Here is a 16,771-nt window from a genome sequence, read left to right on the forward strand (position 1 = left end):
TGTAAAAACAGACTTTAAGAACTTACTCGTTTTTGGAAATTTAATTGTACAGTGGAAACTGTACAAGCGCTTTCCGGAATTTGTGATTCTAAATAACAAAAACGCTTTTCATATTAAGAAAAACGATAATCCGTTAATATTAGACGTCGTAAATAATGCTGACTAAACCGCTTCCATTTAACTATAAACAAACATAATAAAAACAATTTCGCAAAATTGAGCAGTATCCAACCTACGACATAAACGTAAGCACTAATAAAATGGTTTGCGACTGTGCTATACTCCGCCGCCTTACGAAACCGTTACACGAAACAACGGTGTACCAACCGAGACCGAGGAACACAAATGAGCACTCCTGATTTTTCCACCGCAGACAACAGCAGTGAACTGGCGATTGAAGTCACCTGTCTGAAAGCTATGCTGACTCAGATGCTGAAAGCCATGGGCCAAGCCGATGCAGGCAAAGTTATCATCAAAATGGAAAAGCAAATTGCTCAGATGGAAGACTCGGCACATGCAGAAGTGTTTGGTAACACTGTTAAGCAAATTAAACAGGCTTACCGTCAATAATCGGTGAACGGCGGCCGGATGAGATATGTTTCATCAGCCGCTTCGCTGGCATAATCACGCAGTTACCAACACGCAATAAATACCCTCTTCAAATTATCCCTATCGCTGCGGCATAACAGGCAATCTGTGTTTTATTAGGTGCATTGAATTTCTTTTGCATATTTTTCTGGTGAAAATTCACAGTATTTTCTGATATCGATAAAATAATAGCGATTTCAGCTGATGTTTTCCCCTCACCCGTCCACTGTAATATTTCTCGTTCACGCTTACTGAGTTTCAACGTCATCGCATCCATCGATGAGTCATTAAGACGGGTTAATGTCATCAGGCTAAGTTCAGCCAGATATTGTAGACGTAGCTCAAGTTCATCGTCAGGTAATAACTTCCCCTTCCCGGCAGTACGCGAAACCGAGTAGAACCCCAACGCACGATTAGGTGCCATCACACACTGGCTTATACCGCGGCGTAGCCCGTGATCTCTTGCGGCATCCCAGAACACCTGCGTATCGCTAAAAAGCTCATCATCCCAGAGTAAATTCCCCCGCATGAAATTTTCAGGGCGCAGTACCGGGTCAATCGCAAAATAATTTTCTGCATGATAATGATCGAGCCACGCCTGCGGATAAGAAGACCGTAATGACATTTTTGGTCGGGTAAAAGGCACAGGGTGACGAATAAAAAGTGAGTAATAATCGAATTCCAACAGATCAGTTTGCTGATGCAGTATTTTCGTTATTTCGTCAGCCTGCGTGACAGACTGGAAGATATTAAGCGCATCCTGCCGCCAGCTAAAAAAGTTGCGATTACGCATTATGTCTGGCTCGTCTCCTGACATTAAAATCATTCACAAATGTAATGCGTAACGCTATCACATTTATCAAAATTATTAATATATTTTAACGGCCCCGTGATGGGGCCATGCAGTTTATTGCGTGAGGAATTTTTCCAGGAATTGCTTAGTGCGCGGCTGCTGAGGATTGGCGAACAATTCTCGGGCTGGCCCTTGCTCAACAATGCGACCTTGATCCATAAAAATAGCCCGATCGGCAACATCACGCGCAAAACTCATTTCATGCGTCACAATAACCATTGTGCGTTTCTCTTCAGCCAACTGGCGGATAGTACTTAGCACTTCCCCCACCAACTCTGGGTCAAGGGCTGAGGTTGGCTCATCAAATAGAATCACTTCCGGGCGCATCGCCAGCGCTCGCGCAATAGCCACGCGCTGCTGTTGCCCACCAGAAAGGCGGCGCGGATAGCTGGTTTCTTTACCGCTCAAGCCCACTTTCGCCAGCAATTCACGCGCCCGGGCAATCGCTTCTTCTTTCGGCTCACCTTTAACAATCACCGGCCCTTCAATAATATTTTCAATTACCGTGCGATGCGGGAACAGATTGAAGCTTTGAAACACGAAACCAACATGCTGGCGCAACTCGCGCACACGGTTCTTCTGTTTACTGAGAGATTGCGTCGCATCAATAGTGATTTCACCCACCTTAATGGTCCCCGCCTCCGGTTGCTCCAGCAAATTAATACAGCGCAATAGCGTCGTTTTACCGGAGCCACTCGGCCCTATAATCGCCACCACTTCACCCGCCTTAACGTCCAGATCAATGCCGTGCAGCACAGTCTGTCCGTGAAATTTTTTGACCAGCTGTTTTACGTCGATAGCACTCATTTAGGATCCCTGTCCTGGCGATTAAGCTGATTTTCAAAGTAGTTTTGCAACGACGAAAGCACCGTTGCCATCACCCAGTAAATCAATGAAGCCGCGAGATACATGGTAAACACTTCAAGCGTACGCGAAGTAATAAGCTGCGCCTGGCGAAACAGTTCAGGAACCTGAATAGTCGCGGCAAGTGAAGTGTCTTTGACCAGACTGATAAAACTGTTGCTAAGTGGCGGTAACGCAACGCGAGCAGCCTGCGGTAAAATCGCCCGGCGCAAGGTTTGCCACGGTGTCATGCCGATACTTGCCGCCGCTTCCCACTGCCCTTTTTCGATTGACGAAATCGCAGCACGCAATGTTTCGGAAGCATAAGCTGCGGTATTGAGCGATAAACCAATCATCGCCGCCGGAATAGGATCAAGCTCAATGCCGAACTGCGGCAAGCCGTAGTAGATCATAAACAGTTGCGCGATTAACGGAGTGCCGCGAAAAATCGACACGTAAAAACGCGACAACAACGAAAACGGTAAGAATGGCGACAAACGCATCAACGCCAGTAAAAAGCCGAGTATCAACCCAAAGAACATGCCGCCAATACTGAGCTGCAGCGTAAATACCGCTCCCCTGAGCAGAAAGGGTGCCGAATCCAGCACCAGTTGAATACTTTCTTGCATACTTAAATATACCCTGTGCGCTACAACGCGGTGGATGTCGCTGCGCTAATCCACCCTACAAATCTGATTATACGTGCGGATGGTAAGCAAACAGCGCAGGCGCCCCGCCGGTATGAATAAAAATTATCGGGCCGACGTCTTTAAAACGCTTTTGTGCCACGCCATCAATTAATCCCGCCATCGCCTTGCCGGTGTAAACCGGGTCGAGCAAAATCCCTTCCAGGCGCGCCAATAATTTAATGGCCTCAAGCCCTTCTTCATTGGGTTGTCCATAACCTGGAGCGAAATAATCATCCCATAGCGTTATTGGATTGTTAGCACTAACGCTCAGTGATTGAGCCACAGCTTGCTGCAATGCTTCCACTTTTGGCAACTGTTGCGCGATGGTACGTGAAACCGTGACGCCAATTAAATCGACATCCGGCATGACTTGTTCCAACCCTACCGCCAACCCCGCATGCGTGCCCGCACTACCAGAGGCAACCACCACAGAAGAAACGTTGACCGCACCTTCACACTGCTGAGCAATTTCCAGTGCGCTTTCCACATAGCCCAACGCACCCAACGCATTAGAACCTCCCACCGGAATCACGTACGGGCGGAAACCCTGCACTTCAAGGCGCGTGGCGATTTCTTCAAGTTGCTGATCTGGTGAATGCAATGCATCACACATTTCGATTTCGACATCAAACAGATCGAGCATCAAACGGTTGCCGTTAGTGAGATAGTTTTCGGCCTTGGTACCAATCGGATTTTCCAGCAGCGCGACACATTTAAGGCCGAGCTTTGCGGCAACCGCTGCGGTCTGGCGAACATGGTTCGACTGAATGGCTCCCGCTGTTACCAGCGTATCAGCTCCTTCACGCAATGCGTCTGCGGCCAGGAACTCAAGTTTGCGCAGTTTATTACCGCCCATCGCCATTGGTGTGGTGTCATCACGTTTAATGTAGATTTCACGACCCAGGTAATCAGAAAAACGCGGCAGATATTCGAGTGGCGTCGGGGCGCCGATAAATTCCAGACGCGGGAAACGCGTAAGATTGTGCAGTGACATGAGCGACTCCATAATAAAATTCTACATCCCTTCATTATGCACCAGCGCGGGCAATTGCCTGCAAATACAAATAAAAAAGGCGGATATCGCTTGCGCTTATCCGCCTCAGGCTACTTTTAAGCGTTATTTGGTCACGTCAGCGCCAAACCACTTTTCAGAAAGTTTTGCCAGTGAGCCATCTTTTTGCATCTCAGCGATGCCTTTATTAATAGCCTCAACCAAGTCTTCGTTACCTTTACGCACAGCAACACCCGATTCCTGACGAGAGAACGCATCACCCGCTACAGCCAGGGTATCTTTGGTTTTCTTCACCAAATCCAGCGCTGCCAGGCGGTCTACCAAAATCGCATCAATACGACCTACGCGCAGATCCTGATATTTGGTTGGGTCATCATCATAGGTACGGATATCAACGCCCTGCACATTGGCACGCAACCACTCTTCGTAGTTAGTCCCAAGGCCAACGCCCACTTTTTTACCTTTCAGGGAATCCGGCCCGGTAATGCTGCCTTCATTACCCTTTTTCACCAGCGCCTGAATACCGGAAACGGTGTACGGTGTGGAGAAATCGTATTTTTTCTTACGTTCATCGGAAATGGTCACCTGGTTAATGACCACGTCGATACGTTTGGAATCCAGCGAGGCCAGCATGCCATCCCATTTGGTCGGCTTGAGTGACGCTTTAACGCCCAGATGTTGTGCCAACTGCTCGGCAAATTCCACTTCAAAACCCGTCAGTTTGCCGTCGTCGCCCTGAAAGCTAAATGGCGGATAAGTGCCTTCCAGCCCAACCAACAGCGTGCCGCGCTCTTTCACTTTCGCCAGCAAGTTTTCCGCAGCAAACGTTTTAACACTCGCACCCGCTACCAACGCCACAGCCAGCACGCCCATCAGCGCCTGACGCCCCACCATTGCTAATTTCATAGTTACCCCGAATGTTTATATTATGGTTGTATTGTAACGACTTAATATAATCAATCAAAAACACTACGCTACAACTTATGCCATTTTAATATATATCAGAAGTTGATTTGTTTTCCTGGAAATGAGCGGCAGTATTTTGATTCAGGATTTGAAACTGTCCATATTTACGCAGTGCGATACGGTAGTTATTGGTGCTGGTTGGCGGCAACCACTCGTCAAATGAATCGTCGAGGTACGCTTGAGCTGAGGAAGGTGTGGGAATTTTTTGCGCAGCCAGATGATTACCCAGACGGCGCAGGCGCACCACATACTCACGTATAGTGCCGTGGCTCATCTCGGTTTGTTCAAACAGGTACTCTTTAAAGCCGATGATATCGAAATAGTGCTGCTGCTCTTTGCAGTACAAATCACCGCAAAAACGGCACAATGCGGCCCAGGACTGGCGCTCAACCTGCCAGCTATGCTCATCTATTAAGGTATCAAGTTGCGCAATTGCGGTTTTGCTGACGATTTCACCGCGATGCGTGAGCGTAATTCTGTCGAGCAATTTTGCACACTGCGCACAATGCGTTTGTGTGTGTTTAAAGTCTTTTAAATAGCGGCTTAATGGTCGTTTTTTTAATTGCTGTACCGTCATGATGTAATCCCGATTATCTCGCCAAATACCCAAATAATTCGAGTCGCACCGCGGCGGCAAGAGAACAAGCCCCGATGAGCTTACATAAGTAAGTGATTCGGGCGCATGAACGCTGCCAACAAAGATGCAACTTAAAGTATGACGGGCATTTACAACTTACCGAGCTTAGTGCGTAAGCGTTTAATCGCCTGGCTGTGCAACTGACTCACACGCGACTCCCCCACATCCAGCACCGCGCCAATCTCTTTAAGATTGAGCTCTTCCTGGTAGTAAAGGGTCAGCACCATTTTTTCGCGATCCGGCAACGCCTCAATGGCGTCCATCACACGGCTACGTAAGTTCCCTTCCAACAGCTGTTGTAAAGGGTTCGCCTGCTGATGCTCTTCCGTAATCAGTTCGATACTATCGCCATGCTCTTCACGCCACTCATCATAAGAAAAGAGTTGGCTGTTGTTGGTGTCGAGCAACATCTGACGGTATTCATTGAGCGGGATATCTAACCGCTCGGCCACTTCAGTTTCAGTGGCATTGCGGCCCAGCTCTTGCTCCAGTTGACCAATTGCCTGCGCAACGCCGCGGGCGTTACGCCTGACGCTGCGAGGCACCCAGTCACGGCTGCGCAACTCATCAAGCATCGCCCCACGGATGCGCTGCACCGCGTAGGTAGTAAATGCCGTTCCTTGCAGGGCATCATAACGGTCCACTGCGTTTAACAACCCGATGCCGCCCGCCTGTAGCAGGTCGTCAAGCTCCACACTCGCGGGCAGACGTACCTGCAGGCGCAATGCTTCGTGACGCACCAGCGGTACATAACGCTGCCACAGCGAGTGTTTATCCATCACACCTTCAGCGGTATACAGTGAATTCACGATAAACAGCCCTGCGTTAGTTGAGTTATCGGCATGATTATCCGTTTCTGGAGGGGTTTTAATCGCAAGAATAGTGGGTGAAATGAGGGGTTATTTGGGGGTTATGGGTAACAAAGGGCAAAACATTTTTTCTGAAGAGTAAAATGCATTGCCCGACGGGATCACTAACCTTTTTCGCACATCAGGAATATGCTTGAGCAGAGATCGGGATACTGCTGCCCTAATTGATAGCAGCCCTCAAGATAGTCTGAGGAAATAATGTCCGTTTGTAACAAACGATCCCACTGAAAATTGGCGAGTGCTTTAAAGAAAATACCGGAACGGTATACTACTTTAAGACCCGCAGCTCTGGCATCTCGCTCAAGAGTGTCCAGGCTATAAGTGCAACGGTGGCCATGTTCTGCTTCTGCTCCTGTCACCGCAGCATTATGTGAAATCAATCCCATTTTCACAGCAATCTGCCGAGATGGTGCATTAGCATTTGGACAAACAAGGAAAAATCGACCTCCCTCGGCAAGCCACTCGTCATTCACACGGCGAAGCACTTTAACGGGATCATCAATATGTTCAAGAACATGCGTAAGGACAATATTATCGTAGCGCCGTGGTAACTCAGCCTGCTCAAACATAGAGTTTATATATTTGACATTGCTACCCACTTTCATTTGGGCCTGGTTAATAGCTAAATCGGAGGCTTCGACACAAGTAATATCATCAAAATGCTCGAGAAGACGGCGAGTAAAATCACCTTTAAAACTGCCTAACTCAAGCAAACTTCCTTTATTAAAGAAAGGCTGAAATGAGCGAATCATAAAAGGATGTATGACGTCGAAATCAAAGTTATAGGCGTATTGATGATCTGCTGCATCATTAATTTCTTTATTGTAATCACGTGATTCAATCATTTTCTGCTCTCTACAAATTCAATATCATCATTGTCGATTGAGAGGTAACCCGTTCTGGCGTAAATCCAAATTGTCGGTAAAGTCGCATTGCAATGACATTGGTATCATCAACCTCTAGTCTTAGACTGTCGACCCCAATCTCTTTCACAGTTTCAATCGCATTGCGCACCAATTCACTCGCCATACCCCGGCCCTGAAATTCAGGAACGATACTTACATTGGTTACAAAAGCCCCATTTCGGGGTTCATTACAGTAGACACAAAGCAATCCAACTAATGCACCTTGATACCAGGCTTCAAGACATAGTGCGAGATCAGTTAATTTTTTTGCGTAGTCAGTAATATTTACTTTAGTACTGAGTGGCGGGACAAAAAGGGCATCGCATAAGTTTAAATGCTCCACTACTTGTTCGATGCTCGCCCGTCCCACACAAATTTCAATAGCATTCATAGCGATGTCAATTCAGCAAGGCCAAATCCAGTGCGACCAAATTCGTTACCGTTATACAAAAGGTAAATTCTACCGTCGCACTCAAAGACATGGGGATAACACTGCATATCGCAGTTCCATTCTCCAGCTTTCCCCACTGCGGGTACCTGCGAATCATCGCGTGTCCAGATTGTCCCATCTACAGACCAGGCGTACCCCAAACGGTAGCCACGACCTGCCGCCTGACGGAAATTCCAGGATTCCCTATAACAGAAAAACATATGATAACGGCCATGTGCATGGATTACGCTTGGCAATGCCTGGCTTTCATCCACCCCGAGTACATCAGGGATAATCTGGCGTGCATCTTCACGCTGCCAGTTAATTCCATCGTTTGACTGTGCATAGCCAATTTTATAGGTGCGATCGGGTGCGGTTCCTGACTCATACTGTTTCCAGCCGGTACCAAAGATGTACCACATATGAAAAGTGTCGCCGATAACCTTCACAAACGCATCGGCAACCAGACAAGGCTCGTGCAATGAAGCCGCCATCACCGGCCCCATTCCATGTCGGCGGAAGGTTTTCCCACCATCATCACTCAACGCCAAACCAATCGCGGTATCGACCGATACAGAAACACGTCGGTTCCAACCCGTAGTAAACGCAAGAACCTTATCTTTGTGGCGCACGACATTAAAAGGAAATATGCCGTGCTCATCAAAACACCCCAGCTCCGCTTGCGAAATGACAGCCTGCTGGTTAGTTACAACAACTTCACGCAGGCTTCTATCCATATCCACATAAGATACATGGCTGAGATACTTGCCATTTTTGGGATCTACAGAACGGGTAGAAAAATAGATGCGAATAAAATCGTCAAACACCAGGGTTTGAGGAGATTGCGCAAATAGCCCTGGTCGCCCATCAAATTTATGTTCAGTCGGGTCAAAAATTTTACCGTGATGTTGCCATTGCAAAGTCATAGTAATACCCCCTGCAATTCCGCCAGGCCAAAGCCGTCGCGGCCCACACCATCTCCGAGGTAAAACATGTAAGTTTTTCCATCCAATTCAAAGACATGGGGATAGCTGATCATCTCGGCATCCCATCCTTCTTTGGAGACATCAATACCTGCTTTACTGTCGTCGCGCTCCCAATCAACAAGATTAAAGCTGGACGCATAACCGATCCGATACCCATGTTGCTTACTACGATAAAAACTGCTGTATCTATAGCAAAAAAACATGTGGTATTTACCGTTTGCAAAGATCACATCTGGACTAGCCTGCGCTTCGTCTTCTTCAATGCGGCTGCCAATCAAATCGCGGTTAAGTTTATGCCAGTGAATTCCGTCATCTGAGGTCGCCATTCTTATTTTGTACACCGGCTCAGCCCGCCCTTCGACCATCTTCCACTTGCGCCCTGCGATATAAAATAACTGCCATTGCTCATTGAAACGACGTATTTTCGGGCCGCTCATCACAAACGGTTCTTCCGGGGAATAACTAATGACGGGACCACAACCTGTTCGTTTAAAACTTACACCATTATCTTCACTAACCGCAGTGCCAATGGCCACGTTAAAAGGCACGGATTCGCAGCGTGTCCAGCCCGCATACCAGGCTCGCACGTTATCTCCATCACGGGCAATTGAAACTGGGTATGTTCCGAACTCATCGAACTCCCCAGGTCCTCCAAGTGGAAGAATAGGCAGCTCAGATACCCTTAGCACCTTTAGCAAATTGCTACGGTCAAGATCAACCCATGCTGAGTAACTGACATACTGTCCATGACTATCGGCTGGAGGACGACACGAAAAATAGACCCGAACAAAATCATCAAAAATCAATGTAGCGGGGGCTTGTGCGAACGCATTAAGCCACGGGCGTCCTTCCACCGTTTGCGGGGTGAATACCTTCCCGAGTTTTTTCCACTGGAACATCATTTATACCAAAGAATAGTTGTGTCTGACGCGGTGGCATACCGCATCAAGGGAGTTAAACATCAGTACATCGATCATCGACAACCAGGGTACAAATGCAGAACCAAACTGAGGATATTCAAACATTTCAGATTGAATAAAACTCAGGGAAATACCCTGTTGCGCAAAATCAGTCTTGTTATAAAGCTCTCTACCGCCAATAGCGTTGATATAGCACTGAGCATCCAATGCGCGACAAATCGAAAGGACTTTATCCTGGCCTTTTAATGTCGAATCGACGGGTAGTGACGAAGATATAATGAATTTTGTTTCCAGCTCAAGCAGCGCTGCCATTTGACGTAATGAATGATAGAGATAATCAAAAAGATTATTAGCTGGATAATTCACGATAGTTTCAATATGTGGAAAAACATCATGAAAGTAAGGAGCCTTAGTATAAACTCCGCGAAATTGATTGAGTAATTTAGTCTTATCAAAATCTGGCGATAATTCGCGATCAACAATATTTAGTGAATCCGATGCTTTTCTGAGGGGCAGACTAAATGTCACATCCTGGCCATTTTGCAGCATGCGGTTACGATTTATCCATCCCTTTTTGGTGTACTTTATATTGTCATAGACAACAAAAGTATCGACGGCCGCCATAAGCTGGAAATAGCCGATGTAAGGGAAAAAATAGGGCTGCATAATGGCAAGTTTCATACTTGAGTCACCCTTTACGCACTTAACAAGCTAAGCTCACGCGATGACTCAGGTAATTTATGCTGTCGTAAACTTGAAGCCATAATAGCAATAATTCTTTCTTGATCTTCACGACTAAGACCAGGATAAATAGGCAAGCACAACACAGCCTGTGAGGTCGCATCAGCCACCTGCAAACTATCATTTTTGGCAGAAGGCAAATGGCGATACATAGAAAATGAACTGATAAGCGGGAAGAAATAACGACGTGTATAGATATTTTGCTTACGCAACGCTTGATAAACTTCATCTCTTGTCGCTGCAAGTCCAGGACGAATCATGACTGGAAAATAAGCATAATTCCATTCTACGTTTTCAGGGGGTTGCAAAAAATCCACTTCAGGTAATTCGGTGTGAATCAGTTCTGCGTAGTATCGATAGATTTCAGCACGATCGCTCAGCGCTTTATCAATATACTGCAACTGTAAAACACCAAAAGAAGCCTGTACCTCATTCATTTTAGCATTAATACCCGGAGCCATGACTATCGTTTCATCTGCAAAACCAAAGTTCTTTAAATAATCAATTCGTTGTTTGGTTTTGGCATCCGGGCAGATTATTGCCCCCCCCTCAAAAGTGTTAAACACTTTTGTCGCATGGAAACTCAACACCGAAAGATCACCACAATTTAAAATGCTGCTGCCGTTATGTTTTACGCCAAAAGCATGAGCTGCATCATAAATAACCTTTAGACCATATGTATCTGCTATACGCTGAATTTTGTCGGTGTCACAGGGAATACCATAACAATGCACAGGCAAAATAGCTGATGTTTGTGGAGTAATCAGTGCCTCGATTTTATCTGGATCGAGATTAAACGTTAGCGGATCAATATCGGCAAATACCGGGGTCAGTCCATTCCATAACAAGCTATGAGACGTTGCTACAAATGAGTACGGCGTTGTAATGACCTCACCCGTAATACGTAACGTCTGAAACGCGGTTAGCAGTGCAAGTGTGCCGTTGGCAAATAAACATAAGTGCTCAACGCCAAGATAATCTGCTAACGCTTGTTCAAGCTGCTGGTGAAAAGGTCCGGCATTTGTGAGTTGTTTGTTTTCCCAAATCTGTTCCAGATAGGGAATAAACTCTTCAAGAGGAGGTAATAATGGGCTGGTTACATAAATATTGTCTTTCACGCTAATCCCCTTGAAGGTTTCCATTCAACAACAGTCTGCCAATAATAAATTGTTTAGCATTCTCTAATGGGCTAAACACAGCCCCTTTTCTACGCTAATTAGCGCAACCATTTAATGACCTGGGCGCGCTGAAAAAGTAAGCTATTAACATTCCTGGACAACAAATCCTTCAGCTATACCGGTTTCACAATATATTTCCCAGGCTTTACGCAACGTCTGCTCTAAGTACCAGGCAGGAGAGATACTGGAATCTTCCAGTGAACTGATATTGTCTCGTAAGCTCATGCGTAATTCATTGAGCCGTTGAGTGTCTTCGCTGAACGCCAATGCTTTTGCTACATACTCATCTATAGATTCTGCGACAAATTCATCCAGCCCAAACTGGCACATATTGGCCACACCCTGACGTGAAACCAGTGTTTGCCCAGCAAGCGTTAAAGTTGGCACACCCATCCACAATGCGTAGTTGGTTGTTGTGCCTCCGGTATAAGGGAAGCAGTCGAGCAGTAAGTCAACTTCATTGTGCATTTCAAGATAAGTTGAAAGTTTTGTTCTTTCGCGGAATATAAGCTGATCTTTTTTCACACCCCAGCCAAGCATTTTGTTATTAATTTCATCAATTAAGTTTGAGCCGAGCATAAAACCAATCAGCAGTTTCGCATCAGGTTTCGCAGTGAGAATTTTTGCCCATGTTGCCAGTACCGCATCATTTAATTTGCTCGGGCGGTTAAAGCTCGCATAGGTGAAATAGCCGTTACTTATGGCAGGCAGAGTTTGGATTTCAGGTGCATTATCCACTGGTTCAAACTGCTTACTAAACGGCATATAGATCAGTTTTTCTGTGAACTGTTCCTCTAATAATCCCGGCGGCGCAAGTTTGTTATGAACAATCACGTAATCCATTGTGCTCAATCCAGTCGTGCCTGGGTAGCCAATAAATGACATTGATACCGGTGCCGGCTTCAGCGCAAACGCAGGTAGACGGTTGTGATCTGTATGACCGGACAGGTCAATTAAAATATCAATTTCTGCCGCATGGATTTGTTTAGCCAGCTCCGCATTACTGATGCTTTTGGCATCAACCCAGGCCGTCGCTTTGAGTTTGAGTTGCTGCGTTACCATGTCGTTTAAAGGGGAAGTCTGCCAGGCGTAGATCGCAAATTTTTCCTGATCGAGTGCATCCCACATCGGACGAATAAAATTAGTCACCGGATGGTTACCGAAATCCCCAGAAACAAACCCTACACGTAATTTCCGGGAGGGATCTTTTTCATTGCGAAGAGCAAAAACAATATTCTGTTGTTTCGCCCAGCGGCTAGCCAGACGACCATATTTTTCATGCTCACCAAAGAGATTTTCGGGTGTGACGTCCGGGCAATGAGATAGACCAAAGAGATAGTTAGTTAAATAGGTAAAATCCTGCGGGGAGCTTTCACAGGCTTTGCGCATCCAGCTCACGGCTTCAACCACATTTGATTGTGTACTGAGCAAAGTAGCAAGGGTAGAAAGAGCATTGCTATTTGATGGTTCGATTGCCAATGCTTTGCGCACACAAAACTCAGCCATTGCTGAATTTTTATTTTCCTGGTAAAGGTCGCAAAGTTGTATCCAGATTAAGGGTTGCCTGTGGTTGAATCTCAAACAATAACGGCTCAACTTTTCCGCATACCAGTAATACTTCATCTTGCCTAGCAGCAAAGTGTAATCGTAATAAATAGCCCAGGTATTGGATTCAATCGACAATGCAACAGCATATGCGCGTAAGGCGTCGTCTAAACGTGCAACTTTGAAGTAGGTCTGCCCAAGACGATGCCATAAATGAGGGTTCCCTTTTTGCTCCTCAGAGAAGCTGGCAAGATATTCGCAAGCGTCATTGAATTGTCCCTGATATAAAAATTGAGTCACACGCTTTTCAGACTTGGAATCAAGCGGTGAGTACGCTGAATAACTGGGATGTTTCTGTCGAGTCGTGCTATTGAGCATAGTCACACTGGTTATCTGAAAACGAGTTTCCAGGCCGTAATGGGTATACAGCATCAGGCTATTCACATAAGCAAGAATATTATTCGGATCCTGCAACCCCACGACCGTTTGCATATACTTTTGCCAGGCGAAAGGTGAGCCCGTTAATAACCCTTTGCGGCGCAATGTATCCAGTCCTGGTAGCATTTCCGCGTTGATGTCCAACATTCCACCGTTCAGGAGTTGATACTCATGACTATCGAGCAAGATGCTTTGATACCAGAAATTAAAACCAAATGAGTCAATTCCATTCGGTTGATTCATCCCTAAAAGACCCGGCAGCGGTTTTAATACATTATTTTTGCTCAGGCTATACGGGCAGGGGCCGTAACAGTAAAACAGGCTATCAGAGCCCTTACGGAACAGAGAATAGAGAACGTTCAGCACACGGTCGGCGTGGTGAGTATCTGCGCTTTCCGGTTTAGTGGTATGAAACATGAGTTGCTCAAAACTCAGGCTCAGCGGCCAGGCATCACCCAGTAGATCGAGCACTTGCAAGGTCAGCTCGTCCTGAGTGCGAAGCAGGTCTCCTTGCGGGGTAAAATGGGCGTTTTCTACGCCATTCAGATCGCTAAAAAGACGCTGAAAATTGCCAGCCCAGTTCAGTTCTTTTAATTTTTGCGGCTCTGGTAAAGGAAGAATGCGGTCCCTATGATTTGCATCCACCAGCAAACTAAAGCGTTCAATGCGGTTAGTTGCAAAATCCAGGTACTGTTGTTGCACCACTTTATGGGTTACCGGGCAAATCGTTTTATGCAGTTGCGCTACGTCGGAGCCGTAAAAATCAGCCAGCTCCGTCCATGGTTGCGCATCCCCCAGATAGGCCAGGTCATTGCGCTCAACCATGGCGTTAAAGTCCACCAGGTAATTAGCCTCATTCAGGCCGGATAAGTATTTCAGTGTCAGGTCACTATCGCTATTTTGGTTAATTTCCGCGATCAAGGGAGCGAGGTTTAAACGCAGCGGGTTTTGCTTACTCATTCCCATTTCAAGCCAGGTTGCCACTGCGCGTGCGCTGGCGGTTATTTCCTCCTGAGAAGTGGCAAGGCTGCTGTGCAATAGCATCGCATCGCGTAAAATTTCATTAGTTTTAGCACCTGGATACGTTGGCCATTTAATCGCAATAACGCCACTCGCACTTAAATGCTGACGGCAATATGCCAACAGCGACTCACGCGTTTGATTATCCAGCAGCGCAAAAACACCTTGCAGAATGATATAATCTTGCTCACCTGGTGAGCTGGCTAATAGCTCTGTCAGTTGCAGGCAATACAATTCCAGATTATTGATTCCTGCCGCCGTAATACATTTCTGCCCATGGCTGATGGCATCAGCATCTATATCAATACCAATGACTGAAGCACCCGACCAGGCACAAGAAAATGGAATCAAGTTCATCCCACTTTCGCACCCCAACACCAGCACGCGAGCATTTTTCAGATCGGGCGTACTGACGCCGTACAAATGAGCAACGGCCCGCAGATGCTGAGGCGAGGCATAGTTATCAAGTAGAGGTGAACCCTGTTGAGTCGTTGTCGGCATTGCGACAGCTTCAATATCAGCGGAATGAGCCACGGGAATATCCTGTTGAGAGAAAACGGCAAATCAGCCTTACGTTAACAATAATTCTTTCAGCCAATTCGCAGAAAACAGCCTGTCCAAAGGGGTTATTCGAGCAATTCCCTTCTCTGTACTTTTCAGCCAAAAAAAAACCAACCCCGAAGGATTGGCTTTTGAGATAACAAAACGATTAACGCAGCAGAGACAGCACGCCTTGTGGTACCTGATTGGCTTGTGCCAGAACAGAAGTTCCAGCCTGCTGCAGGATCTGCGCACGAGACATGTTAGACACTTCAGTCGCGTAGTCAGCATCCTGAATACGAGATTGTGCAGAAGACAAGTTACCGCTGGTGTTACCCAAGTTGGTGATAGCAGAGTCCAGACGGTTTTGCACTGCACCCAGGGAGCTACGGAATTTATCCACTTTCGCGATAGCGGCGTCGATGGTTGCTAATGGATCAACGGAAGACGCACCAGCAAATGCTTTTGCGTTTGTTGCGCTAGCGATATCACCAACAGCACTGGCTGCAGAAGTTGTCGCAGTCGCCCCACCGTTGCTAATAGCGCCTGTGCTTGATGTATAATTTTTACCCTGAACAGTAACAAAACCAACAGCATTGCCAGAAGAGTCACTACCCACTTTGACAAGTTGTGACGCCATAGAACCAGCAGTCACACCATTTTTGGTATCAGTATAGCTAACATCGCTGGTGTTCAGAGTCACTTTACCTGTTGCATCGTCAACAGATACTGCGTAGTTGTCGCTGCCGGAGCTAACAACGTAAGTCCCAGTGCTCGCACCAGAAGAACTTTGTACGTTTTTCAACTGCAGAGTGCCAGCATCAACTTTCAGCGTGCTTGCAACAGCAGCCAAATCAACGTTTTTCAGGTTACCTGCAGAACCAACCTGAGTGATTGGTGCGCTGGTTTTCAGTGCGTTACCAGAAACAGAGAAACCGTTCAGACCCAGAGTAGAAGAGTCAATCTTTTGCAGATCGATGCTGATGGTCTCGCCATCATTAGCGCCAACCTGAATCTTCATAGAAGTGTCGTTAGCCAGGACTTTCACGCCGTTGAACTGAGTCTGACCAGATACACGGTCAATCTCAGACAGACGGGATGCAATTTCGTCCTGGATAGAGCTCAGGTCAGTACCTGAGTTAGAACCGGTAGAAGCCTGTACAGACAGCTCACGAATACGTTGTAAGTTGTTGTTTATTTCGCTCAGTGAGCCTTCAGTCGTCTGTGCAACAGAGATACCGTCGTTGGCGTTACGGGAAGCCTGGTTCAAACCTTTGATGTTAGAAGTGAAGCGGTTAGCAATGGCCTGGCCCGCTGCATCATCTTTAGCGCTGTTGATACGCAGCCCGGAAGACAGACGCTCAATAGCGGTGCCCAGAGAAGACTGAGATTTGTTCAGGTTGTTTTGGGTCAACAGCGACAGGCTGTTAGTGTTGATAACTTGTGCCATGATTTTATTCCTTATCAATTCACATTTTGTGGTTGGGCTGTTGCCCTCGGTTTCTCACCGTCTACCCATGTATCGGCACACTATTTTCGAACTTTAGAAATATTTCACTTTTTAACTAGCCGCAGAAATAACCCGCAACGCCTTCATTATTCCCACCATTA

General features: G+C 46.6%; 16 protein-coding genes. 1 reads left to right on the forward strand and 15 read right to left on the reverse strand.

From position 1 onward, the window contains the following. The first annotated feature begins 345 nt into the window (after positions 1 to 345). Positions 346 to 570 carry a DUF2594 family protein gene (locus tag FH968_RS02740; RefSeq protein WP_120064540.1) on the forward strand — a complete coding sequence of 75 codons (225 nt, stop codon included), beginning with the start codon at positions 346 to 348 and terminating at the stop codon, positions 568 to 570. An 88-nt stretch (positions 571 to 658) separates the two neighbouring features. Here the strand turns inward: FH968_RS02740 and sdiA are convergent, their stop codons facing one another. The 15 genes from sdiA to FH968_RS02815 form a co-directional block, all read right to left on the reverse strand. Continuing rightward, complete coding sequence (gene sdiA, locus FH968_RS02745; protein ID WP_139877013.1) at positions 659 to 1,381, reverse strand: transcriptional regulator SdiA; 723 nt, start codon at positions 1,379 to 1,381, stop codon at positions 659 to 661. Between the two features lie 114 nt (positions 1,382 to 1,495). Continuing rightward, positions 1,496 to 2,248, reverse strand: a complete 753-nt coding sequence (tcyN, locus tag FH968_RS02750) for an L-cystine ABC transporter ATP-binding protein TcyN (RefSeq protein ID WP_139877015.1) — start codon at positions 2,246 to 2,248, stop codon at positions 1,496 to 1,498. Then, positions 2,245 to 2,913 carry a cystine ABC transporter permease gene (tcyL, locus tag FH968_RS02755; RefSeq protein ID WP_139877018.1) on the reverse strand — a complete coding sequence of 223 codons (669 nt, stop codon included), beginning with the start codon at positions 2,911 to 2,913 and terminating at the stop codon, positions 2,245 to 2,247. The genes tcyN and tcyL overlap by 4 nt, the downstream gene beginning before the upstream one ends. Before the next feature lie 67 nt (positions 2,914 to 2,980). Next, positions 2,981 to 3,967 (reverse strand): D-cysteine desulfhydrase, encoded by a 987-nt coding sequence (dcyD, locus tag FH968_RS02760; RefSeq protein ID WP_139877020.1) that lies wholly within the window; start codon positions 3,965 to 3,967, stop codon positions 2,981 to 2,983. Between the two features lie 123 nt (positions 3,968 to 4,090). Then, positions 4,091 to 4,891: a cystine ABC transporter substrate-binding protein gene (tcyJ, locus tag FH968_RS02765; RefSeq protein WP_139877022.1), complete on the reverse strand. Its 801-nt coding sequence runs from the start codon at positions 4,889 to 4,891 to the stop codon at positions 4,091 to 4,093. Positions 4,892 to 4,976: 85 nt separating this feature from the next. Next, the gene (fliZ, locus tag FH968_RS02770; RefSeq protein WP_139877024.1) at positions 4,977 to 5,528 is read right to left on the reverse strand and encodes a flagella biosynthesis regulatory protein FliZ; all 552 of its coding nucleotides are present in this window, start codon (positions 5,526 to 5,528) and stop codon (positions 4,977 to 4,979) included. Between the two features lie 149 nt (positions 5,529 to 5,677). Continuing rightward, positions 5,678 to 6,397 carry an RNA polymerase sigma factor FliA gene (locus FH968_RS02775; protein ID WP_139877026.1) on the reverse strand — a complete coding sequence of 240 codons (720 nt, stop codon included), beginning with the start codon at positions 6,395 to 6,397 and terminating at the stop codon, positions 5,678 to 5,680. Between the two features lie 164 nt (positions 6,398 to 6,561). Then, positions 6,562 to 7,302, reverse strand: coding sequence for a bifunctional 2-polyprenyl-6-hydroxyphenol methylase/3-demethylubiquinol 3-O-methyltransferase UbiG (locus FH968_RS02780; RefSeq protein ID WP_139877028.1), 741 nt, complete (start codon positions 7,300 to 7,302; stop codon positions 6,562 to 6,564). Between the two features lie 10 nt (positions 7,303 to 7,312). Beyond that, positions 7,313 to 7,753, reverse strand: coding sequence for an N-acetyltransferase (locus FH968_RS02785; protein WP_139877030.1), 441 nt, complete (start codon positions 7,751 to 7,753; stop codon positions 7,313 to 7,315). After that, entirely contained in the window at positions 7,750 to 8,718 is a 969-nt protein-coding gene (locus tag FH968_RS02790; RefSeq protein WP_139877032.1) for a hypothetical protein, read from the reverse strand. Before FH968_RS02790 ends, FH968_RS02785 begins: the two co-directional genes overlap by 4 nt. Beyond that, a complete protein-coding gene (locus FH968_RS02795; protein ID WP_139877266.1) occupies positions 8,715 to 9,677 on the reverse strand; it encodes a glycosylase in 963 nt (320 codons plus the stop codon). Before FH968_RS02795 ends, FH968_RS02790 begins: the two co-directional genes overlap by 4 nt. A 3-nt stretch (positions 9,678 to 9,680) precedes the next feature. Next, the gene (locus FH968_RS02800) at positions 9,681 to 10,379 is read right to left on the reverse strand and encodes a WbqC family protein (protein ID WP_139877034.1); all 699 of its coding nucleotides are present in this window, start codon (positions 10,377 to 10,379) and stop codon (positions 9,681 to 9,683) included. Between the two features lie 14 nt (positions 10,380 to 10,393). Next, on the reverse strand, positions 10,394 to 11,581 hold the full coding sequence (locus tag FH968_RS02805; protein WP_139877036.1) for a DegT/DnrJ/EryC1/StrS aminotransferase family protein: 1,188 nt from the start codon (positions 11,579 to 11,581) through the stop codon (positions 10,394 to 10,396). Between the two features lie 120 nt (positions 11,582 to 11,701). Next, positions 11,702 to 15,154, reverse strand: coding sequence for a methyltransferase regulatory domain-containing protein (locus FH968_RS02810; protein WP_139877038.1), 3,453 nt, complete (start codon positions 15,152 to 15,154; stop codon positions 11,702 to 11,704). A 175-nt stretch (positions 15,155 to 15,329) separates the two neighbouring features. Continuing rightward, a complete protein-coding gene (locus tag FH968_RS02815) occupies positions 15,330 to 16,610 on the reverse strand; it encodes a FliC/FljB family flagellin (protein WP_139877040.1) in 1,281 nt (426 codons plus the stop codon). Between the last annotated feature and the right edge of the window lie 161 nt (positions 16,611 to 16,771).

The organism is Buttiauxella sp. B2, from assembly GCF_006376615.1.
Classification (GTDB): domain Bacteria; phylum Pseudomonadota; class Gammaproteobacteria; order Enterobacterales; family Enterobacteriaceae; genus Buttiauxella.